This is a genomic window from Serratia sp. CY74737 (genome assembly GCF_052166775.1).
Lineage (GTDB): Bacteria > Pseudomonadota > Gammaproteobacteria > Enterobacterales > Enterobacteriaceae > Serratia > Serratia ureilytica.
Genome location: NZ_JBJNOF010000009.1, coordinates 12,856 through 33,456, shown reverse-complemented (window position 1 = coordinate 33,456; position 20,601 = coordinate 12,856). Strand labels below are relative to the sequence as shown.

Annotated in this window: 31 protein-coding genes; 30 read left to right on the top strand and 1 reads right to left on the bottom strand. The window is 54.4% G+C overall.

Going from position 1 to position 20,601, the window contains the following annotated elements; genetic code table 11:
- Positions 1–83 precede the first annotated feature (83 nt).
- From ACJ8PE_RS14360 to lysC, 12 genes are all read left to right on the top strand, one after another.
- Positions 84–305 (top strand): hypothetical protein, encoded by a 222-nt coding sequence (locus tag ACJ8PE_RS14360; protein WP_071845069.1) that lies wholly within the window; start codon positions 84–86, stop codon positions 303–305.
- Between the two features lie 55 nt (positions 306–360).
- The gene (locus ACJ8PE_RS14355) at positions 361–654 is read left to right on the top strand and encodes a CII family transcriptional regulator (RefSeq protein ID WP_060659620.1); all 294 of its coding nucleotides are present in this window, start codon (positions 361–363) and stop codon (positions 652–654) included.
- A 133-nt stretch (positions 655–787) separates the two neighbouring features.
- Entirely contained in the window at positions 788–970 is a 183-nt protein-coding gene (locus ACJ8PE_RS14350) for a DUF4222 domain-containing protein (RefSeq protein WP_075686568.1), read from the top strand.
- Positions 967–1,989, top strand: coding sequence for a helix-turn-helix domain-containing protein (locus ACJ8PE_RS14345; protein WP_442536790.1), 1,023 nt, complete (start codon positions 967–969; stop codon positions 1,987–1,989). The genes ACJ8PE_RS14350 and ACJ8PE_RS14345 overlap by 4 nt, the downstream gene beginning before the upstream one ends.
- Positions 1,986–2,960, top strand: coding sequence for a DUF968 domain-containing protein (locus ACJ8PE_RS14340; RefSeq protein WP_442536789.1), 975 nt, complete (start codon positions 1,986–1,988; stop codon positions 2,958–2,960). The genes ACJ8PE_RS14345 and ACJ8PE_RS14340 overlap by 4 nt, the downstream gene beginning before the upstream one ends.
- Positions 2,957–3,151: a hypothetical protein gene (locus ACJ8PE_RS14335; protein WP_060429441.1), complete on the top strand. Its 195-nt coding sequence runs from the start codon at positions 2,957–2,959 to the stop codon at positions 3,149–3,151. The genes ACJ8PE_RS14340 and ACJ8PE_RS14335 overlap by 4 nt, the downstream gene beginning before the upstream one ends.
- Positions 3,148–3,576: an antiterminator Q family protein gene (locus ACJ8PE_RS14330; protein WP_197830729.1), complete on the top strand. Its 429-nt coding sequence runs from the start codon at positions 3,148–3,150 to the stop codon at positions 3,574–3,576. The genes ACJ8PE_RS14335 and ACJ8PE_RS14330 overlap by 4 nt, the downstream gene beginning before the upstream one ends.
- Before the next feature lie 209 nt (positions 3,577–3,785).
- A complete protein-coding gene (locus tag ACJ8PE_RS14325; protein WP_442536788.1) occupies positions 3,786–4,124 on the top strand; it encodes a hypothetical protein in 339 nt (112 codons plus the stop codon).
- 174 nt (positions 4,125–4,298) lie between these two features.
- Positions 4,299–4,595, top strand: coding sequence for a hypothetical protein (locus tag ACJ8PE_RS14320; RefSeq protein ID WP_043147346.1), 297 nt, complete (start codon positions 4,299–4,301; stop codon positions 4,593–4,595).
- A 7-nt stretch (positions 4,596–4,602) separates the two neighbouring features.
- A complete protein-coding gene (locus ACJ8PE_RS14315) occupies positions 4,603–5,082 on the top strand; it encodes a lysozyme (protein WP_442536803.1) in 480 nt (159 codons plus the stop codon).
- Complete coding sequence (locus ACJ8PE_RS14310; protein WP_442536787.1) at positions 5,079–5,450, top strand: hypothetical protein; 372 nt, start codon at positions 5,079–5,081, stop codon at positions 5,448–5,450. Before ACJ8PE_RS14315 ends, ACJ8PE_RS14310 begins: the two co-directional genes overlap by 4 nt.
- Positions 5,341–5,601: an Rz1-like lysis system protein LysC gene (lysC, locus tag ACJ8PE_RS14305; RefSeq protein ID WP_442536786.1), complete on the top strand. Its 261-nt coding sequence runs from the start codon at positions 5,341–5,343 to the stop codon at positions 5,599–5,601. Before ACJ8PE_RS14310 ends, lysC begins: the two co-directional genes overlap by 110 nt.
- A gap of 6 nt (positions 5,602–5,607) precedes the next feature.
- Here the strand turns inward: lysC and ACJ8PE_RS14300 are convergent, their stop codons facing one another.
- The gene (locus ACJ8PE_RS14300; protein WP_442536785.1) at positions 5,608–6,147 is read right to left on the bottom strand and encodes an ATP-dependent Clp protease proteolytic subunit; all 540 of its coding nucleotides are present in this window, start codon (positions 6,145–6,147) and stop codon (positions 5,608–5,610) included.
- A gap of 147 nt (positions 6,148–6,294) precedes the next feature.
- Here ACJ8PE_RS14300 and ACJ8PE_RS14295 point away from each other — a divergent pair, with 147 nt between their 5' ends.
- The 18 genes from ACJ8PE_RS14295 to ACJ8PE_RS14210 all read left to right on the top strand — a co-directional run bounded on the left by ACJ8PE_RS14295 (position 6,295) and on the right by ACJ8PE_RS14210 (position 20,595).
- The gene (locus ACJ8PE_RS14295; protein ID WP_442536784.1) at positions 6,295–6,549 is read left to right on the top strand and encodes a DNA polymerase III subunit theta; all 255 of its coding nucleotides are present in this window, start codon (positions 6,295–6,297) and stop codon (positions 6,547–6,549) included.
- Positions 6,550–6,587: 38 nt separating this feature from the next.
- Positions 6,588–7,232 (top strand): hypothetical protein, encoded by a 645-nt coding sequence (locus ACJ8PE_RS14290; RefSeq protein ID WP_442536802.1) that lies wholly within the window; start codon positions 6,588–6,590, stop codon positions 7,230–7,232.
- A gap of 142 nt (positions 7,233–7,374) precedes the next feature.
- Positions 7,375–7,974 carry an RNA polymerase subunit sigma-70 gene (locus ACJ8PE_RS14285; protein ID WP_442536783.1) on the top strand — a complete coding sequence of 200 codons (600 nt, stop codon included), beginning with the start codon at positions 7,375–7,377 and terminating at the stop codon, positions 7,972–7,974.
- The gene (locus tag ACJ8PE_RS14280; RefSeq protein ID WP_141997377.1) at positions 7,946–9,925 is read left to right on the top strand and encodes a phage terminase large subunit family protein; all 1,980 of its coding nucleotides are present in this window, start codon (positions 7,946–7,948) and stop codon (positions 9,923–9,925) included. The genes ACJ8PE_RS14285 and ACJ8PE_RS14280 overlap by 29 nt, the downstream gene beginning before the upstream one ends.
- Before the next feature lie 8 nt (positions 9,926–9,933).
- Positions 9,934–10,197 carry a gpW family head-tail joining protein gene (gene gpW / locus ACJ8PE_RS14275; protein WP_060420187.1) on the top strand — a complete coding sequence of 88 codons (264 nt, stop codon included), beginning with the start codon at positions 9,934–9,936 and terminating at the stop codon, positions 10,195–10,197.
- Positions 10,197–11,840: a phage portal protein gene (locus ACJ8PE_RS14270; RefSeq protein WP_080431123.1), complete on the top strand. Its 1,644-nt coding sequence runs from the start codon at positions 10,197–10,199 to the stop codon at positions 11,838–11,840. Before gpW ends, ACJ8PE_RS14270 begins: the two co-directional genes overlap by 1 nt.
- Positions 11,837–12,697: a S49 family peptidase gene (locus tag ACJ8PE_RS14265; protein ID WP_118892204.1), complete on the top strand. Its 861-nt coding sequence runs from the start codon at positions 11,837–11,839 to the stop codon at positions 12,695–12,697. Before ACJ8PE_RS14270 ends, ACJ8PE_RS14265 begins: the two co-directional genes overlap by 4 nt.
- Before the next feature lie 3 nt (positions 12,698–12,700).
- Positions 12,701–13,300, top strand: a complete 600-nt coding sequence (locus ACJ8PE_RS14260) for a hypothetical protein (RefSeq protein WP_442536782.1) — start codon at positions 12,701–12,703, stop codon at positions 13,298–13,300.
- A complete protein-coding gene (locus ACJ8PE_RS14255; protein WP_060441815.1) occupies positions 13,300–13,701 on the top strand; it encodes a head decoration protein in 402 nt (133 codons plus the stop codon). The genes ACJ8PE_RS14260 and ACJ8PE_RS14255 overlap by 1 nt, the downstream gene beginning before the upstream one ends.
- A gap of 101 nt (positions 13,702–13,802) precedes the next feature.
- A complete protein-coding gene (locus ACJ8PE_RS14250; protein WP_141970469.1) occupies positions 13,803–14,852 on the top strand; it encodes a major capsid protein in 1,050 nt (349 codons plus the stop codon).
- A 1-nt stretch (position 14,853) separates the two neighbouring features.
- The gene (locus tag ACJ8PE_RS14245; RefSeq protein WP_442536781.1) at positions 14,854–15,339 is read left to right on the top strand and encodes a hypothetical protein; all 486 of its coding nucleotides are present in this window, start codon (positions 14,854–14,856) and stop codon (positions 15,337–15,339) included.
- Positions 15,339–15,686 carry a head-tail joining protein gene (locus ACJ8PE_RS14240; RefSeq protein ID WP_442536780.1) on the top strand — a complete coding sequence of 116 codons (348 nt, stop codon included), beginning with the start codon at positions 15,339–15,341 and terminating at the stop codon, positions 15,684–15,686. The genes ACJ8PE_RS14245 and ACJ8PE_RS14240 overlap by 1 nt, the downstream gene beginning before the upstream one ends.
- The gene (locus ACJ8PE_RS14235; protein WP_060441818.1) at positions 15,683–16,225 is read left to right on the top strand and encodes a hypothetical protein; all 543 of its coding nucleotides are present in this window, start codon (positions 15,683–15,685) and stop codon (positions 16,223–16,225) included. The genes ACJ8PE_RS14240 and ACJ8PE_RS14235 overlap by 4 nt, the downstream gene beginning before the upstream one ends.
- 4 nt (positions 16,226–16,229) lie before the next feature.
- Positions 16,230–16,424 carry a DUF2635 domain-containing protein gene (locus ACJ8PE_RS14230; protein WP_060420161.1) on the top strand — a complete coding sequence of 65 codons (195 nt, stop codon included), beginning with the start codon at positions 16,230–16,232 and terminating at the stop codon, positions 16,422–16,424.
- On the top strand, positions 16,421–17,926 hold the full coding sequence (locus ACJ8PE_RS14225; RefSeq protein WP_442536779.1) for a phage tail sheath subtilisin-like domain-containing protein: 1,506 nt from the start codon (positions 16,421–16,423) through the stop codon (positions 17,924–17,926). The genes ACJ8PE_RS14230 and ACJ8PE_RS14225 overlap by 4 nt, the downstream gene beginning before the upstream one ends.
- A 9-nt stretch (positions 17,927–17,935) precedes the next feature.
- Positions 17,936–18,304, top strand: coding sequence for a phage tail tube protein (locus tag ACJ8PE_RS14220; protein ID WP_060432162.1), 369 nt, complete (start codon positions 17,936–17,938; stop codon positions 18,302–18,304).
- Between the two features lies 1 nt (position 18,305).
- Positions 18,306–18,596, top strand: coding sequence for a phage tail assembly protein (locus ACJ8PE_RS14215; protein WP_060441820.1), 291 nt, complete (start codon positions 18,306–18,308; stop codon positions 18,594–18,596).
- A 121-nt stretch (positions 18,597–18,717) separates the two neighbouring features.
- The gene (locus tag ACJ8PE_RS14210) at positions 18,718–20,595 is read left to right on the top strand and encodes a hypothetical protein (protein WP_442536778.1); all 1,878 of its coding nucleotides are present in this window, start codon (positions 18,718–18,720) and stop codon (positions 20,593–20,595) included.
- Positions 20,596–20,601: the final 6 nt, after the last annotated feature.

Below are 20,601 nucleotides of genomic sequence, written 5' to 3'. Positions count from 1 at the left end.
CGTTAAGTATCCAAAGAATTGACATAACTGTCAGTTAAGATATATTCTTAACCCGTAGTTAATTTGGTTAATAAAGGACTCCTATGAACCCAGTACAAATTGCAGTAGATGCGGTTGGCGGGCAAACGGCGGCAGCGAAAATCTGCGGTTTATCGGTGGTTGCCGTCCACAAGTGGTACGCCAAAGGCCGATTGCCGCGAACCGAATATACAAAAAAAACGGATTACGCCCAGCGACTTGCTGCGGCGTCCAAAGGCAAGTTCAGCGCCGAATGGTTGCTTCACGAAGCCAACCCAGACAGCTGAGACACCATTGCTCACGGGCAATTCAACAAACATCTGTAAGACATGGAAATTGTAAATGGAATCAATCGCAACAACACGCAACGAAGCTCAGGCGATCCAGAGCGACATCATGAGCCGCATTGCAGCAATCGGGGTGACAAGTCTGGCCGGCGCGATCGGCGTTGATAAATCGCAGGTGAGTCGCTGGCAGAGCAAAGGGGGGCTGGTGGAGAAAGCGAGCCTGCTGCTGGCCGCTACCGGCTTTAAGCGTTCGGAAACCATGCTGACGTTCAGGGGCGAGGAAACCGCAGAGCTGGCGCGCGGGTTAATGGCGATGCTGGAGCACATCCGGGAACCAAAGACGGAATAGGGGGCTTTATGGCCTGGGGCAAGAAGAAAGCCGAGCAGTTGCAGCTGGTCGGCAATCACTTTTCTAACTGGGGGTTCTGCAATGAACAGCCTGATTGTTATCGATATGTCGGTATCTCGTCAAGGGTTGAAAAATGTCCGGCTCGCAAAGCACTGAACTCGATCGGTATTACACGGACTGGCGGGGCGTGCAGGTTCACGTCATCCGCTGGGATCGTGTTGAGCGCCAGGTCATTTTCACGCGAGAGGGTTATCCGCATGAGTGCATGCAGCCCCTTGAGAGATTCAAAGAGAAATTTAAGCGAGTCGAAGTATGAGCATGAACCTGATGGCGCAGGCTATGAGCATCAAAGTGGGCAATCCACTGCGCAAGTTGGTGCTGATCAAGATAGCTGATAACGCGAACGACAAGGGCGAGTGCTGGCCTTCATATCAGCATGTCGCTGACCACTGTGAGTGCAGCAAAAGCGCTGTACGGGCGCACATTGAGGCATTGATTAAGATGGGTTTACTCACCAAAGAGAACCGCCTGGGTGTGAATAATGGCAAGGGTAATACCTCGAATCTCTACTATCTGACCCTGGATAACCCTGTGCCGTCAGAAAGCATAGCCCCCTGTGCCGTCAAAAAGCATAGCCCTATGCCGTCAAAAAGCACAGGGGTGTGCCAGCAGGTGACACAGGGTGTGCCGTCAGAAAGCACACCCCCTGTGCCGTCAGATGGCACCAGAACCAGTCACTCTTTTGAATCAGTCATTGAACCAAAAGAAAAACCCCCCATAGCCCCCCAGAGCGATGCGGGAGCAGAGAACCCATCGGCTGAGGCTGGGGAAGTTCTCGATTTTCTGAATGAAAAAATCAACGGCAGGACGCCAAAGCGCGCCGACACGTTGCGGGAGATTACCGAGCGCCTGGCGGACGGTAACAACGCCGCCGAACTGAAGCTGGTGGCTGAACACCGTGCAAGTCTGCTGCTGGGCGATCCAAAGATGGGCCACATGCTCAGCGCCAAGATGATTTTCGATGCCGTCCGGTTCGGTGGGTATCTGGCAGCCGCCAAAGCCTGGGATCGTCAGCGCAGCCACAAAGCCGCTATGGCCGAAGCTGTCGAACAGCAGCGCCAAGAGCCGGTTGCCGGTGACGCGCCGGAGATTGATTTCGATGAGGCTTTCGATCGCCTGATCCGTGATGCTGCGATGCCAGAAAATGACGCTGAGAGACGCGCGCAGCAGCAGGTACGCAAGAACGGATTTGGAAACGTTGACGAAAGTAAAGCGCGCCAGCAGTGGCGCCCAATTTTAACCAGAGCTTACGCTATGTCAGGAGTTCAGGCATGAGAGCGATAGTCAAAGCAGCGGTACAGCGTGATCTGGGTATTGCCCTGATCCCGGTAGACGAAAAGCTGGCTCCGTACATGACAGGCCGCGTGATGGTTACCACGTTGCCGGAAGAGTTCAAGAGCTCGCCTGAAGGCATTCTGCCGGCAGTGGAGCATGAGATCGCCAATGACCCGCGCCTGCAGGATTTCTTCAAGCATGAGCGCGTCACAAACGCCTGCGGCGGGGTTAACGCGATTGAAGCCTGGGCGACACAGTTCACGAAATGCCAGTACAGCAAGCATGATCGGCCGGCGACGATTCTGGACACTGAACGGGTAGGGCATTCAGCTGTTCGCATCTGCCCGCAGTGCTACAAAAAAAGCCTGGGCGTATCACCGAAGATTGAAAAAATCGCTGCACGCAACACGGCGCGCTGGGTGGTGGCAACGGCAAAACACCGTCTGAAGTCAGAAGGGCAGCTGACAATCCCTGAGCTGATGCTGTGGGCCATGCTGTCCGGCATATTCGACCTGATCCCCGATGAGGTCGCACGCACAGTAACCGATCTACCAGAGCCGAAGGTGATCACCGGCACCCGCAAGGAATCCGAGATGGACTGCACGCCGAGGGCTACTGCGATTATCTCCAAGCAGGCGGTCAAGTGCTTCACCGTGGATCCTGAGCCGCCCAAGGCTTTCATGCTGCGGCCGAAGCTTACCCGCGTAGAGGACAGCAAATACACTCGCTGGGTGAAATCGCAGAAGTGCCTGGGCTGTGGCGCCCGCGCTGATGACCCTCACCACATCATCGGCCACGGTTTGGGCGGAATGGGAACCAAGCCAAGCGACTACCTGACAATCCCGTTGTGTCGCACCTGCCATCGCAATTTGCATGACGACCCAGCGGCCTGGGAAGCCGAGCATGGGAGCCAAACAGATTTGTTCGCGCAGTTCTTCGACTACTCGGTATGCATGGGAGCTATCTCATGAAAGAGGTGACCATAACACGCCAGCAGTACCGGAACGTCTGCGATGCGCTGCTCAACACAGCCAATCTGAACGAGCAGCTTTTGCTGCTTTCTACCGCCGACAAGCGCTCAGAAAGAGTTCATCGCCAAGCCAGCAAGCTATTACAAAAAATTCGCCAGCAACTTCAGGAAGCCGTGGGAGAAAAAGCATGAGAGACATCCAGCTAGTTTTAGAGAGATGGGGCGGTTGGGCTTCGGGTGATAACAGTGGTGTTGATTACTCGCCTATAGCTGCCGGCTTCAAGGGACTGCTTCCCCAAACCGGAAAATCGCGGCTTTCCTGCTGTGATGACGACGGATTGATTATAGAAGGGTGCATGGCTCAGTTGAAGCGCCGTCGCCCAGATGAGTTTCAGCTCGTGGTGCTTCACTATGTCTGCAACATGCAGAAGCGCGCTATAGCCAGAGCATTCAAGAAGGACGAAAAGCTAATTAGGATAGGGTTGCAGATGGGGGAAAACTTTATAGAAGGGTGCCTGTCGATGTTGGATATCCGTCTGGAGATGGACCTGGAAACTGAGCGGGAAAATATTTATGAAAAAAAGCTAACGCGGTCCGCAAATTGTGTTTTAGTCTGATAAGAGTGGTTACGTAGTGACGTAGCTTATCAACTTTCAAAACCTCGCTTCGGCGGGGTTTTTTGCTATTCGGGAGAAGAGGCGGAATTGGCAATGTTGTCCTAAAACTGACACAACTCCAATGATTACCCAGAGTTAGAGCCTCCATGTAAAGTCTAGATATCGCCAAATAGATGGCGATTTCAACTACTTTTCAAGGAGATATGCCCATGCAAGCTGCTGAAACTCACTATCTGGACAACGGTTACACTTTCCATATTCCAGCCGCATCATACCGTCGCCGCGTCTGCGTGCCGCTTCTGATGGCTGTTGCGCCAGGTGGTAAATCAAAAGCGAAGCATATGCTGGTATTCAATGGCTCTTGGGTAACCGAAGCGAAAGCAGAAGGTGCGATTACCCTCGACGGCGGCTCAATTCCAGCAACTGCTTGTAACTCGTGGAACACATACATCGAACCTAATCAGTCCGTCTCAATTCAGGCTGTTAGTGAAGGTTCTAATGGCGGTTATGCATTGCCAAGCATTACGGTTTTAATCGGACAAGATTAACCTAGCTTTTTCGAAGCATAGTAATTTACATAAGCCCCTTAAATATGGGGCTTTTTTGCATTTCAGCCCCAGCCAACGGACGACACACACGGCACCCTCTTACCGGCAGCGTTTACGGCTGGTGGCTGATCCTTTCCTACAAACAGCACAGCCCGATAACCGGGAGGTGGAGTCATGAAGATGCACCCAGACAATCCAAACCTACCGTATTGGTGGTCAAGCCTTCTCGGCCTTTTTTCGCTGCTGTCGCTGCAGGACTACGTCTTTATCGTAGGGGCGTTGATATCCGCCTTCTTTACGATCAAGACGTACTACGCCAAACGGAAGGAAGAGCGCGAACGCCTGGTAGAGGAGCGCCGGCGCACGAAAATCATGGAGGACTATCTGCACGGTGTATCAGCCAGGCCAGAAAGCGAGCGGCCAGCGGCGGTTGAGGTTGTAGCCGAAGCGATGCGCAGAGCAGAGGGCTAATATGGCGATCACACCAATATTGAAAAAGAGGCTGCTTGGTGCGGCAACTGGTGGTGCTATCGCAATTGCGGCCGTACTGATTCCTTCTCTTGAGGGTGTCGAATATAAGCCTTACCGCGATGTTGTTGGCGTGCTGACGGTCTGTAATGGCCACACCGGGCCAGACATTATTCCCGATAAGACGTACACGGAAGCGGAATGCAAAGCGCTGCTGGATAAAGACCTGCAGCCTTTCGCCCGTTCGGTAGAGCGCTCGGTGAAGGTGCCAGCAAGCGAATACCAGAAAGCGGCGCTGATCAGCTTCAGCTACAACGTCGGCGTTAAGGCTTTTGAGTCATCCACGCTGCTGAAAAAGCTTAATGCTGGCGACGGCCGTGGCGCCTGTGACGAAATGAGGCGTTGGAATAAAGCTGGTGGCAAGGTCTGGAAGGGACTGATTAACCGGCGCGAGGTTGAACGCGAGATCTGCAACTGGGGCCAATCATGAATCGATTAGCGACGGCATTAGGTGCTGCTCTGCTGATCATCGTCATTACGCTGGCATGGCTGGCGTTTCACTTCCACAGCAGCGCAGTAAAGGCCGGTGAGCAGGTTAAACAGCAGGAAAAGACGCTGGCGCAGCAGTCAGGACTGATCTCAACCCTGCAAGCACAAGACCGGAAGAACAGAGCCTTGGCAGCGGAGCAACAACAAAGAGAACAGCTACTACGCCAGCGCGAAGAAACCTACCAGAGGAAATTGCGAGATGCACTTAAAGGCAGTAAATGCGGGCATAGTCCTATGCCTGCCGCTGTTATTGAGCTCCTGCAGCAAAACGCCGCCGGCACCGCAGCAAGTCGTCCTGTTACCCCCTGAATCAGTGTTCACCCCATGCGTTCAGCCAGAGCTGCAGGGCAATACTTGGGGCGATGCGCTGAGTTACACACTATCGCTCCAAACAGCATTTAAAATTTGTGCCAACCAAGTGGTTACTTTGAACCATTGGCGGGCACGGGTACATTATTGATAGCTTTTACTTTTCAACCCACCAATTAGGGGCTCCAGATATAATAGTTGCTTGGGATATAGAATTCGAAATTTTCAAATCAACAGATTCGTTGGCATTTATAATAGTTGACTGGCTAATAATTAAATTCCAATCCTGATTGGAATCTGTTTCTAATTTAAAAATTTCCACAAAGCGCTCTAAGTCATGATCTAGGCATTTCCCATATTCCCTCAGGCGTGCATGGTCTGCGCTAGGGCTGCCGAACCCCCATAGTAATGGATGGAGTAGAAAGCGAGATAGGGGATTAGCAAACCGTTCAGAACCAGCCAAAAAAATAATATTAGCGATAGACTCGACGTTGCTTAAATTATGAGTTCGCAGTGTAACCGGAAGTGATTTTAGAAAATTATAAGCAGTGAATCCTGCGGCAGTCTCACCCCCTTGGCTAGAAATATGAACATTCAATTCAGTGGCTCCCTGCTGGATGGCGGAGAGACAAATATTTTGTAGTTGAATCACTGAGGGAGTGGTTACAGGGGATAAAAAGTGGATGGTGTGAAGCATTTTATTCTCCAGAGATAAACCCTTTTGTAGGGTAACGTCCATATTCCTATAACCAGATAGGAAAGCAACTCAAAAAACAACCAATAGAGCAAGATTTGATTGCTAATAAAATTTTTAGGTTATAATCCTCCCCAATAGGAGGATCCCATGTCATACAATCTCGGCAATCTGCCAAAAGAAGAAATGGACAAGGTTAACGTAGACCTTGCGGCGTCAGGTGTGGCGTACAAAGAGCGCATGAACATGCCGATCGTACCGGCGCAGGTGGAGGCGGAACAGCCTGAACACCTACGCGAGCTATTCCGCGAGCGCCTGCAGTACTACCGCAGCGAGAGCCGCAAATTCCCAGGGCCAAACGACCCGCGATACCAGCAGATGGCTGACGCCAACGGCAAGAAATGACTGAACCCGCTCCGGCGGGTTTTTTATTGGGGGTGAGGATGGCAGGTTTAAAAGAGCTGTCAGCTCAACTCCAGAGTGTACGAAAGCAAATCCCGTTTGCTACGGCGCAGGCACTGACAAAAGTCGCCAGAAAGATAGAGGCAGCGGAAAAAACCGCGTTTAAACGGCACCTGGAGAACCCCACGCCGTTTACGGTCAACTCTGTTAAATCGTTCGGCGCCCGGAAAAGCAACCTGAAGGCCAAGGTGTTCGTGATGGACACCGCTGCGAGCTATCTGGAGCCGTTCGAATTTGGCGGCCAGCATAAGCTGAACAGCCAGGCGCTACTGAACCCCAAAAACATCAAGCTGAACAAATACGGCAACCTGACGCGCAACAAGATGGCGCAGCTGAAGGCTAAGGATGACGTGTTCATTGGTGATATCGACGGTACCAATGGCGTCTGGCAGCGGCGTAAAGCCAAGAAAGGGAAGAAGGGAAAAAAACGGCGTAAACGCTCTGCAAACGGCACACGTCAGCCGCGCATAAAGATGCCGGCGCCGAAGTTGCTGATCCAGTTCGGTGATGCTCTACCAGTGAAACCAACGCTGGGATATTTCGAGCGGGCGCAGGCTATGGCCAATGCCTTGATGCCGACAGAATTGAGCATGGCTATGGCAGAGGCGATGCGAACAGCAAAATGATCGGCGATCACCCTCGGGGGAGGCCCCAGAAAAAAATGGGTCCTTCCTGGCACTTTTTTATCTCACGGGCATTGCGCGCCGCGTTCTGCGTCTAGCTATCAACTTTTGAAATTTGGGTAACAGGTAACACCTGAGGTAACAGATGAACCAGTCAGATTTTGCCAAACTTCACGGCGTCAGCAGAAAGACGGTAACGACCTGGAAGGCCCGCGGCTGGCTGGTTCTGGCCGGAGACGATATTGACGTTGAAGCGTCGAATGCGAACATCGAGCGCTTCCGAAAAACTGTTACCCGACCAGAGAAAAAACCGGCAGGTAACAAGCAGGGTAACAAAACAGGTAACAGATCCTCGGGTAACAAGTCAGGTAACAAAAACGATAAGGATCTGGCCGAGTCTCCGACGAAAACCGTTGAGAGGATGATCGCCGAGCACGGCGTGACGATGACGCTTGATAAAGCGCGCCAGATGAAAGAAAACTTCCTTGCGTTGCTTACCCAGCTCGAGTACGACATTAAATCCGGGCAGGTGCTGCCGTACAAAGACATGATAGAGGCCGTAGGTAATGAATACGCCCGCATGCGCACCCGTCTCATTGCGATTGCTCCTGAACATGGCCCCCGGTTACGGGTGCTGGCTTCTACCACCAACGACGCGGAGTTTGTCCAGGCACTGCAGGAGGTGGTTTACGAGGCGATGGAGGAATTGAGCCTTGATGCAGATAACAACCGAGGAGAGAACTAACGCTGCAGCCTGGCAGAATTTCACCGGGGAGCTGCGCCAGCGCCGCTCCGATGTTCGCCCGCCCGAACCGCTGTCACTGAGCGAATGGGCTAATAAATACGCGGTGCTCTCGAAAGAAACCAGTGCGCAAACCGGCCGATTCCGGTCTTTCGCTTATCAGGATGGCATGATGGATGCCATTACAGATCCGGCGGTGACGCAGGTGTCGGTGATGAAGTCGGCGCGCGTTGGCTACACCAAGATCCTTGACCACGTTGTCGGCTATTACCTGGCGCATGACCCGTCGCCGATCCTCATCGTTCAGCCGCGTGTTGAAGATGCCGAAGATTACAGTAAAAGCGAGATCGCGCCGATGTTGCGTGATACCCCGGTGCTGGCAGAAATCTGTGGTGATCCAAAGGCCAAGGACAGTAATCAGACCATCCTCAAAAAGACCTTTGCCAACGGCGCCAATTTGACGCTGGTGGGGGCAAATAGCCCCGGCGGTTTCCGCCGTATTACATGCCGGATCATCTTGTTTGACGAAGTTGACGGTTATCCGTCCGGCGGCGCCGGGGTGGAAGGTGATCAGATTGCACTGGGCATTAAGCGTTCCGAAACATTCTGGAACCGCAAAATTGCCCTGGGTTCGACGCCAACGGTGAAAGGCACCAGCCGGATTGAAAAGGCGTATGAGGAAAGCGATCAGCGCCGCTATTACGTCCCGTGCCCGCACTGCGGTGAATTTCAGGTACTGGAGTGGGGTGGCCCTGAGACGCCATACGGCATCAAGTGGGACAAGGATGAAAATGGAGAAGGCATCCCAGAATCGGCATATTACGTCTGCCGGCATAATGGTTGCGTGATCCACCATAACGAAAAGTCGGGCATGGTGAAGCGCGGCGAATGGCGCGCAACCAAACCATTTAAAGGGCATGCGGGTTTTCACATTTGGGCGGGTTACAGCCTGTTCCCGAACGCGGCCTGGAAATATCTGGTGGCTGAGTGGCTACGGGTGAAAAACGATCCGCTCATGCGTCAGACCTTTATCAACCTGGTGCTTGGCGAGCCGTATGAAGACCGCGGAGAAAAAGCGCTGAGCGAGAAACGCTTGCTGGAACGCTGTGAAGTCTATGCAGCAGAAGTGCCTGACGGCGTGGCGGTATTAACGGCCGGCATCGATACCCAGGATGGTCGCTTTGAAATTGAGGTGACGGGCTGGGGACGTAATGAGGAGAGCTGGTCGATTGCCTTCGACGTGATTGAGGGCGATCTGGAAACCAACGAACCGTGGCAACGCCTCGATGCGTATCTCAAGCAGGTCTGGCGCCGGGCTGACGGGCGTGGATTCACGATCATGGCGGCCTGCATGGACTCCGGTGGCCACCACACCCAGAAAGTTTACGAGTTTGCCAAAGAGCGCCTTGGCCGCCGAATTTGGGCGATCAAGGGCGAATCGGCGCGCGGTGGTAAACGTTCGCCGGTTTGGCCGACGAAAAAGCCAACGTCCAAGTCGAAGGCCAGTTTCAAACCAATCATCATTGGGGTGAATGCGGCCAAGGATACCATCCGCGGGCGACTGCATATCGATCCGCCTGCACCGGGTGAGCCTGCAGCCAGTTACATGCATTTTCCGGCAGACCGTGACCTGAACTATTTCAGCCAGTTGCTGGCTGAACGTTCGGTATTGAAGGTGTCCGGCGGCCAGCGTTACCGAGTTTGGGAACAGCTTCCAGGCAGGGCAAACGAAGCGCTGGACTGCAGGGTGTACAGCTATGCAGCCCTGTGCGGCCTGTTTTATCTCGGTTTAAAGCTGAATCTGCTGGCGGACAACATCGCGATCAATCCCGATCGCCTGTTGCCGGCGCCGCAGCAGCCGGAGGAAAAACAAAACCTTCGACTGCCTGGCGTCATCATTGAAGAACCGGAAAAACCGAAGCGCAAGCGCCTGTCACAACTTTTGCCATCATAAGGATCCCTATGTTTAACCGTAACACCAGCCTGCTGGCCGGTGCGATGACGCCTGCGCAATTGCAGGACGCATTGGCAAAGGCGCAACAGGCCTATATTGACCTCGCAGCCGGCGCGCGCGGTGTGTCGTTCTCGTACACGCAAGGTGATGGCACGCGTTCTGTTTCTTATCAACAAGCCTCAATGGCGGACCTGATGGCACTGATCCAGTTGCTGCAGGCGCAGTTGGGTATTGTTCCCCGCCCACGTCGGCCAATGAGGTTTAGATTCTGATGAATGACATCAAAATTTTAGGCCCGAATGGGCAGCCGCTACCGCCGATGCGGTCAAAGGCATCCATGTTGGTGGGCGGCAGCCGTGTGCCTTACGATGCGGCGGATTCGTTTAGCGACCAGTTGGCCAACTGGCAGCCTGCGTTATGGTCACCCGACAATGAGATCAATATCTACCGTGATCGCATTGTTTCCCGTGTGCGAGATCTTGCACGCAATGATGGTTGGGCCAGCGGCAGCATTACCCGCGTGCTGGATAACGCCGTCGGCGCCAACTTTCGTCCCATCCTCAAGCCTGACTATCGCATGTTGGCATTGATGACCGGCAATACAGCCTTCGACGCCACCTGGGCAGATGAATATGGCAAGGTGGTTGAGGCTCACTGGCGGTCATGGGCTAATGATCCGGGACGTTATTGTGATGTTGAGCGCAAACAAACCGTGTCTCAAATGCTGCGTCTGGGCTTTCGGCACAAGCTGCTTGATGGTGATGCGTTGGCGGTGCTGCAATACCGGCCAGACAGACTGGGGCGTGGGCGCGGCCGCTATGCCACAACGGTGCAAATCGTCGATCCGGACCGGTTGAGTAACCCGCAGCAAAACTTCGATATGCCGAATGTTCGCGGTGGTGTTGAAATTGACGGTGATGGCGCGCCAATCGCGTATCACATCCGCGAAGCACATATCGGCGATTGGTGGAGTGGCGCCAAGACGATGACGTGGCGGCGCATCCCGCGGGAAACAAGCTGGGGCCGTCCGCATGTGGTTCATGATTATGACCATGAGCGGGGCGCACAACACCGGGGGAATGGGATTTTAACGCCGGTTGTTCAGCGGCTGAAAATGCTCATCAAGTATGACCAGTCGGAGCTTGAAGCAGCGATCCTGAACGCCGTATTTGGAGCCTACATTACCTCTCCCTATGATCCGCAGATGGTTGAGGCGGCGATGGGGGAAACCTTTGACGATACTCAGATCGGTGCCTATCAAGAAGGGCGCGTTGATTTTCACAATGATCGCCGCATATCGCTGCAAAATGGCGCAAGAATGCCGATATTGTACCCCGGTGAGGATGTGAAGGCAGTTAATGCTGCCCGTCCTCACAGCAATTTTGAGGTGTTTGAAAGTGCAGCGCTGCGCAATATCGCCGCGGCAACGGGCCTGTCAACACAGCAAGTAACGCAGGACTGGTCTGATGTTAACTACAGTTCGGCACGCTCTGCGATGCTTGAGGCCTGGAAGACACTGACCCGCCGACGCGATGATTTTTCTGTGGGGTTCGCCCAGCCGATCCTGTCCGCTTTTATTGAAGAAATCCACGATACGGAAGACTTGCCGCTGCCCAGTGGTGCGCCGCACTTTCTGGACGCCAGGGCGGCGTATTGCCGTGCTCGCTGGATGGGGCCTGGTCGTGGCTGGGTGGACCCGGTGGCGGAGAAGAAAGGCGCCATTCTGGGTATGGATGCCGGGCTTTCAACGCTGGAAATGGAATCGGCGGAAAACGCTGGCGAGGACTGGGAAGAAATGCTGGATCAGCGTGCGCGCGAGATTGCCGCCTTCAAAGAGCGGGGGCTCCCGGTTCCGAGCTGGGCACAGGCTGAAATCCTGGCACCTGAAACAATTAAAGATCCGGAGGCAGAGTGAATTTACCGCACCTGGCGCAGCGACTGTTTAACACACCGCTGGCGTTGCACCCGCAAAAGGCCGAAGTGGTCATGGCCGCGATGATGGACCGGTTCGGGATAACCCGTATCAACACGCTGGCATCTGACTGGCTGGGGGATGATGAAAGTTTTACCCGAAAGGCACGTAAACAGGATGCCGGCTATGACGTGGTCGGCGGTATCGCGGTGATACCCGTGCAGGGGACATTGGTTCAGAAGTTGGGCAGTCTGCGACCCTACAGCGGTATGACGGGCTACGACGGGATCAGGCAGTCGTTCCTGACCGCGATCAGTGACCCCGAAGTAAGTGGCATCTGCCTCGATATCGACTCTCCCGGCGGTGAGGTAGCCGGCTGTTTCGATCTGGTGGATGAGATTTATCACGCCCGAGGTTCAAAACCGATCCACGCCATCCTTACCGAAAATGCGTATTCCGCCGCGTATGCCATCGCCAGCGCGGCAGATCGCATTCATGTACCGCGTACTGGCGGTGTCGGTTCGGTCGGGGTGATCGTCATTCATTGTGACTGGTCACAGCGAATTAAAGAAGACGGCCTGGCGGTCACCATCATCACCTACGGTGACCGTAAAGCCGAGAGCAACCCCTACGTCAAATTGAGCGATCAGGCCCGAGCCGCGATTCAGGATGATGTAGATGCGATGGGTAGGCTTTTTGTCAGTACGGTAGCCCGTAACCGGGGGATCACTGAAAAAACTATCCGTAACACCCAGGCTGCCTGTTTCCTGGCGGCTGATGGCGTCAAATTGGGGCTTGCCGATGCGGTGATGACCCCTGATGCCGCATTCCGAAAATTAATCAATGAAGCAGGAGCTTAACGTATGTCTCATTTCAAGTTTGCCCATCTTCTCGGCCTCAAGAAAAAAGCGTCTGAGGAAGAGGACGACGACAAAGAAAAAAGCAAAAAAGCGAAATCCCGTCGCGCGGAAGAGGAGCGCGATGACGAGGAGGACGCTGAAGACGATGACGATCGCGAAGACATGGAAGACGACGACGATCGTGAACCTGACGCTGAGGACGATGATGACGACAAGGAAAAAGGCAAAAAGGCTAAATCCCGTCGTGCTGAAGAAGACGACGAAGACGCGGAAGAGGATGAAAACCGCGATGTGAAAAAAGGTCGTCGGGCAGAGCGGAAACGTTGCGCCGCCATTTTTGGCAGTAAGCATGCCGCTGGCCGCCCGGACATGGCCGCTCACCTGGCTTTCAATACCCGGATGAGTGCGCGTGAAGCCATCGAAACGCTGGCGACGGTGGGCGCCGTAGCCCCGCAGCCACAAGGTAGAAAGTCGCTGGATGCCCGGATGCGTGAATCTGAGCAGGCACGATTGGGGCCCGACGGCGATAAGCCTGCAACGGGTAAAAATGCGCTGGTAAGCAAAATGACCAGCCTCTATGACACTGCACGAGGTAACAAGTAATGGACCAGTTTGGACAAAATCAATTCGCGCCGGGCATGAAAAGTTCGCTGTTCGTACCTGATCAGCTGGTTTCCGGCCCGTTACAACTGGTCACTGACTCTGTCACGATCGGTGTTTCAGGGGCGCTTAAACGTGGGACGGTACTCGGCATGGTCACCGCGACCGGCGCGTATATCCCGAGTAAAAAAGACGCTACCGACGGCAGTGAAAAGCCGTCCGCCATTTTGGTCGATAACGTAGACACCACAACCACAGTACAAACTGGCGGTGTGTATCTGATGGGCGAGTTTAACCAGAACCGTCTAATTTTCGATGCAAGCTGGACCGTTGCTGAACTGAAAGCGCAATTCCGCCCGCTGGCCATCTTCCTGCGCGATAGCATCCAGTCGCCGGTATCCTGATTTAACCCTTTTGAAACGTAACTGATGCCAGTTCTTTGGCAGGGTTGCACTCGTCCTGAATTCTGGCCGGCTACGGTGCCGGCATCATAAAGAGACTGAATATGGAAAACATTTTTGATACCAGCGTGCTGGTCCAGGTCGTCCCTAACCTGAAAACCAGCCAAAACTGGCTTCTGGATCGCTTCTTCCCGAACGTAGTGACTTACGAGACGGAAGAGGTTGCCATCGATGTGGACGTGGGGCTGCGTCGTATGGCGCCATTCGTATCGCCGCTGGTGGAAGGTAAACTGGTCGAGAGTCGCAAATACCAGACCAATACTTTCAAACCGGCATATATCAAAGACAAGCGCGCGCCGGATCTGCGCAAACCGATCCGCCGACAGATCGGCGAACGCATCGGCGGCGAATTTACCGCGGCAGAGCGCGAAATGCTGAACCTGCAGTTCGAGATGGCAGATCAGATTGACATGATTAATCGCCGTCTTGAATGGATGGCCAGTAGCGCCATGGTGTCAGGGAAAGTCACCGTGAACGGTGAAGGTTATGAAACCAAGGTAGTGGATTTTGGCCGTTCGCCGGATCTGACCATCACCCTCAGTGGCAGCGATAAATGGCCGCTGACGGTGGCGGCTGGCGCTACCAACACGCAGCCGTCGGATGACATTGAAGAGTGGCAGACGCTGATCCTCAAAAATTCCGGCGCGGTACCGACGGACATCATTTTCACCAACAAGGCGTGGAAAGCATTCCGACTGGATACCACGATCAAGGACAACGCCATCACCTTCCCTGCTTTGAGCCCGTTCGGCAACCAGATTAATGCCGGTGCGCAGGTGCAGAAAGGGGCCGTTTATAAAGGCCGCTGGGGCAACTTCGACCTGTGGCTGTATAACGACTGGTTCATTGACCCGCTGGACAATGTCGAAAAACCGATGATCCCTGATGGTGCCGTCATTATGTCTGGCGCTGATCTGATGGGGACTCGTGCGTTTGGCGTGATCCTCGATCCTGCTTTCAACTATGGCCCTCTGGCCTATGCCCCTAAGACCTGGGTGAAAGAAGATCCGGCGCAACGCCTGCTGATGATGCAGTCAGCTCCGTTGGTTATCCCAAGCCGGGTAAATGCTGCACTCTGCGCGACGGTGGTGTGATATGGCATCGAAAAAACAGCAAGGTAACGAACTGGGCGGCTTGCCGCCCGAGTTAATGGTTGGTGAACAGGAAAACGGCGAAGAGTTGAAAGTTGACGGTCAGGCCCCCGACAATTCTGCCGACACCGACACCGACACCGACACCGACACCGACACCGACACCGACACCGACACCGACACCGACACCGACACCGACACCGACACCGACACCGACACCGACACCGACACCGACACCGACACTGATGGCGATTCAGATGACGATCAGGACGGTGAACAGTTGCCGGCCGGCATGGTTTCAGTGGTTGTCACCAAAGGTAATACGGTGCGGCACGATGGCTGTGACTATCCAGAAAACCGGGCGTTCATGTTGCCGGTAGCGGATGCGCATCGCCTGATTGGTCTGGGCGTGGTTGCTGATGTTGAGCAGCTCCGCAAGTTAGCGTTGCTTCGCAGCGCGCCGGCCGTATCTGTGCAATCGGGGGAGTAATGGGAATCAACTGGGATCAGCATTTGCTTGCGCCATTGCACGGCGTTTTTGGTGACCCGGTTGAGTATCGCCCTGGCGGCGGCGCGGAGCCTTACACCATTAGCGGCATATTCGATCGGGCCTATACGCAAGAGGTTGAGCCGCTGGACGATGGCAGCACTATTAACACCACCAAGCCTGTGTTGGGTGTGCGTGATAGTCAATTCCGGGCGCCGCCTAAACATGGGGACCGGGTATTGGTCGGCATCGTTGGTGGGGTGCCGGTCAATACGCTCTTTGCCGTTGCGGATGTTCAACCTGATAGCCACGGGGGGACGAAGCTTATTCTCAACAAGGTGAAATCATGAACCCGAGAGGAGTCCGGTTGCTGGTCATTGAGGCGTTGAAGAATAAGACCGATGCCGCCGATCGGGTTTATTCACCTCGGGACTGGCCCACCACTGCGGATATGTATCCTGTTCTCCTGGTGCAGACACCGATCGACGTGAAGAATTCGCTGGGGCGGAATGTGCCCCAGTTCAACACGGTGACCACGGTCCGTATCACTGGTCGTCTGCAGGAACTGGACGATGAGGCGGAGGATAACGGGGCAGAAAAAGCTGAAGAAGCGTTGGAGCAGCTACGCGAGCAGGTAGAGCGCGCGGTCATCAATAGCTATGAACTGACGCGAAAAATTCAGCAGTTTCTGCAGGTGCGTTCGACCATTGATGTGGACGCCGGCGGCGAAGGGCATACCGCCCAGTTACTGATGGAACTGGATATCGAATACTATCAGGGCCCCGAAGAGTTTTATGAAATTGACGCGTCTCCGCTTGAGGGAATTGACGTCACGATCTCCATGCCTGATGGCACCCCTGAACCACTCGTAAAAATAGATCTGGAGTAACCCTATGTTTGTGAAACCCGTACCGGGGCGCATTGTGCGCGATCCGGTCAAGGGCACCTTTTTGCCGGAATCCGGTGAACAGGTTCCCGATAATATTTTTTGGGGGCGCCGCCTGAAGGATGGCGATGTACAAAAATTCGACCCTAACGCATCAGCTAAGCCGGTGGCGGGGAAGAAAAGCCAGGAGAGTGATCAATGACCGTTCCATTTACTCGCATCCCTTCAAACCAGCGCGCGCCGTTTTTCTACGCCGAGTTTGATAACTCGATGGCGAATACTGCGACCGCGGTACAGCGCACACTGCTGATCGGGCAGATGCTGTCAACGGCGACGGCAACGCCAGGCATTCCGCAGAAAGTTTCTTCTGAATCGGCGGTAGCAGGCATCTGCGGCAACGGTTCCATGTTGCACAACATGATGGCGGCGTATCTGGCCAACGACATTTCTGCGGAAATCTGGATACTGCCGTTATCGGATGGCACCACTGGAACAGCAGCGGCAGCCGGTAAATTACAGGTACTGACAGCGGCGGCCGCGACCGGCGTTTTGTCGCTCTACATTGCCGGTATGCGCGTTCAGCTCACGGTCGTCAGTACCGATGATAAGGTTGCCGTGGCCGCGGCGATTTCAGCGGCGATCAACGGTCAAAGCAAGCTGCCGGTTACTGCTGTCGTGGATACAACAGCCACTGATACGGTGAACCTGACGGCGAAAAATAAAGGTGCGCACGGTAACAGCATCGATATTCGTCTCAACTATCAGGGTGCCGCCGGCGGTGAGGAAACCCCGCAGGGCATGGAGTTGAAGGTAACGCCAATGGCCGGCGGTTCCGGTGCGCCATCTCTGACTGATCCGTTGGGTAATCTGCAAGATCGTGCGTTTGACTTCATCGTCAATCCCTACACGGATACCACGTCGCTGGATGCCGTGAAAGAGTTCCTGTCAGACGCTACCGGCCGTTGGTCTTACGCACAGCAGCTCTATGGTCATTCATTCGGCGCGCTGGCGGGCACGTATGGTTCCTTGTCCGCCGCCGGCGAAGCACGCAATAACCAGCATGAGACGCTGCTGGGGATCAACGGCTCACCGACGCCCGCTTATCTTTGGGCGGCAGCGTTGACCGGGGCGATTGCGCCGAGTCTGCGGAACGATCCGGGCCGTCCAACGCAGACGTTGACGATCAGTGGCGTACTGGCTCCGCCGCTGGAATCCCGCTTCATGCTGACCGAGCGCAATAATCTGCTATACAGCGGTATCTCAACGTTTACGGTCGCTGATGATGGTTCTGTGCAGGTTGAAAAGACCATCACCACCTACCAGAAGAACAAGTTCGGCGATGCAGATGACAGCTACCTGAACATTGAAACGCTCTATCTGCTGATGTTCGTGACCCGCTTCCTGCGCACGCAAATCACTTCAAAGTTCGGCCGCATGAAGCTGGCAAACGACGGCACCCGTTTTGCACCAGGCTCCGCGATTGTGACGCCCAATGTGATCCGCGCGGAGCTGATCGCGCAGTATCGCACGCTGGAATATAACGGCTATGTGCAGGATGCCGCGGCATTTGCTGAGACGTTGCTGGTGGAGCGTAACAGCAGCAATACCAAGCGGATCGATGTGCTTTGGACGGGCACGCTGATCGACCAACTGGAAATTTTTGCACTACTCAATCAATGGCGACGCGCGCAGACCGCGGCCTAAGGGGGATTCATGGGAGATACAACTAACCGCCTGGCCGGGACCGCGTACGTTACCATCGATGGTGTAACGGTCATGGTTGCCGGCCAGTTCAAATACAGCCCCGGTAAAGTGGAGCGCTCCACGTTGACCGGGATGGATACGGTGCACGGTTACAAAGAAAAACCGCGGGCGCCGTTTATTTCCTACCAGGCGCGTGACAGCGGCGGAACATCGATCGCTAAAATCAATGATTCCACCAACGTCACGGTGGTCGTTGAGCTGGCCAACGGCAAAACAGTGATCGGCGAAAACATGTGGTCCGTTAATACGCAGGATGTTGATAGCGAAGAAGCGGTGTTTGATGTTCGCTGGGAAGGCGGATCGGTAACGGAGTATTGATATGGCAGTGCTTGATAAAACCAAAACGATCGTACTCAGCAAAGCGCTGGAGATGGCCAACATCCGCTACGAGAGCCTCGAACTGAAAGAGCCCGCACTGGCTGAGGTTGAGCAGTTCTATGAAACGCAGCGCAGCAAGAATGGCATGGCGGCCATGAAGCTGCTGCTGGCGTTAAATTCCGGCATAACTGAAAAAGTGTTGAGTGGCATGGCTTACACCGACTACAGGAAGTGTGAGGACTACTTGATGTCTTTTTTGACCTTCGATCCCTCGGCGGATGGCAGCAACTAGCTGCTGAGGTGACGAAGTATTACGGGTGGGGGCCGCAGGATGCGTGGTCCCTGACCCGTACCCGGTTGGATTTTTGGGCCGATCAGGCCCGTCGGATAGAAAAGCTTAAGGCGGGCAAGTAATGGCCAAGTCATTTGACTTTGAGCTGACGGCTAATGATGAGGCGTCAGCCGCAATTCTGCGGATTGAGGAAATTGTAAAGCACCTCAATCCGCTGTTGGACAGAACGCGCGATGCGTTGGCGTTGGGCGGTCAGGAATCCAGAGATAACCTTGACGATTTGGGCAGCCGTTTTGATGTGTTGGCTAAAAATGCCAGAAGCGGCGTCCAGTTCATCGGCGATTTGGTCCCGCCGCTTAAAATGGTCGGTGGATTAACCCTCGGATTGGGTGGCGCTGCAGCGGTCGTCAATGTTGTTAAAAACAACCTGACCAATTTTGCCGACGCCGGCTACCGGATCGATACCGTTGCAAAAAACGTCAGCATGACGGCGGACGCGTTTCAGGAACTGACTGGCGCCATGATTGAAAACGGCAGCGCGCGTGAGGCTGCGGAAGGTTCGGTCAGTGAGTTGTTTGAAAAGGCGAATGATGCTGTACACGGCCGTAATGATGGCTTTCTCGCCTTGCTGAAACAGCGAGGGATAGGGATCAGCGAAACCAAGGATGGCCTGGCCGATGTAGGCAAGCTGATTAACGACCTCAACCGCGCCATGCAATCACTCCCTGCTGGGCAGCAGGCGCTGTTTGCCAACAAATTGGGTATTTCGCCCGATCTTCTCAGCTATCTGCGCAACACGACCAGTGAAGTTCAACGGCTCAAGGATCAGGCCCGCCGGGATGGCCTGATATTTACCGAGAAGGATCTGCAGAATGCCCTGGCGTTCAAGCAGCAGCTGAACCAGATAGGTGCTGCCTATGACGGCATACTGATGAAAGGGCAGGCCTGGCTGGGCCAGTCGGAAACCTTGGCGGCTTCGGTAGACCAGATCAAGCAGGTCGTCACCAATGGTCTGGACAGTACGGCTATCGGTTCGATCCTGACGTTTAACAGCGGCGGGAAACAGGCCGATGTTTTGCGGCAGGCTCAAGGCGATGAGAAATTTAAAGACACGCTGTCATGGAAAGAGAAGCTGGATTTAAAACTGGGCTATGCGTCGGAAGATCTGATCAAGAAACTGAACGGCTATTATAAGCCCGTATGGCGCGCCGACCAGCTGAGAGCCGATACCGAGAAAATTTCAGGTTACCCGGCGCCGGCTGACAATGGGGCGATGTTGCCGTATGGCCAGCCGGGGAATAATGCACTCGGGCTGCGCAACAATAATCCAGGCAATTTGCGTTCAGCACCGAATACGACTGGACGTAACGGCGGCTTTGTCACGTTCGAAAATCCCAATGATGGGCTGGCGGCGCTTTCTCGACAGCTGATGCTGTTCGGCGATCGAGGGAATAACACGTTAAACCGAATGATTAGGACTTATGCGCCACCTAACGAAAATATCACCCAGGCCTATATTGATGGTGTGGCAAAACAAACAGGCTTTAACCCCGCGGAACCGCTAGACCTGCATTCACCGGCGGTGCTTGAAAAGCTTATCCCGGCCATCATCAAGCATGAAAACGGCGCCCAGCCATACAGCCGCGATCAAATTTTCAGGGGGATCAGCGATTCGGTCTTTGATCCTCGCTGGTCTGGCTTGCGTGACCAGAACAATCTTTACGGGCAGCGAGCATCTGGTTTGTTCGAACTCTCTGAGCAGGGGCAGTCATTACCGCCGCCAACGCCAAAGGATTCGTCAACGCAAGCCTCGCTGTTTGCACCGAATAATCAGCGAGAGGAAACCATCGGCCAGATCTCTGATGCCATGTCTAAGGCGATCGACGAGAACAAATTCCAACTGGAAATTACACTGGTCAATCCCCAGACCGGCGAGCGCCGCAAGGTCCAGACTGAAGGCGGTGGCCGCGTGGCCTTGTCAATGCAATCACTGAGTTAAACCGCT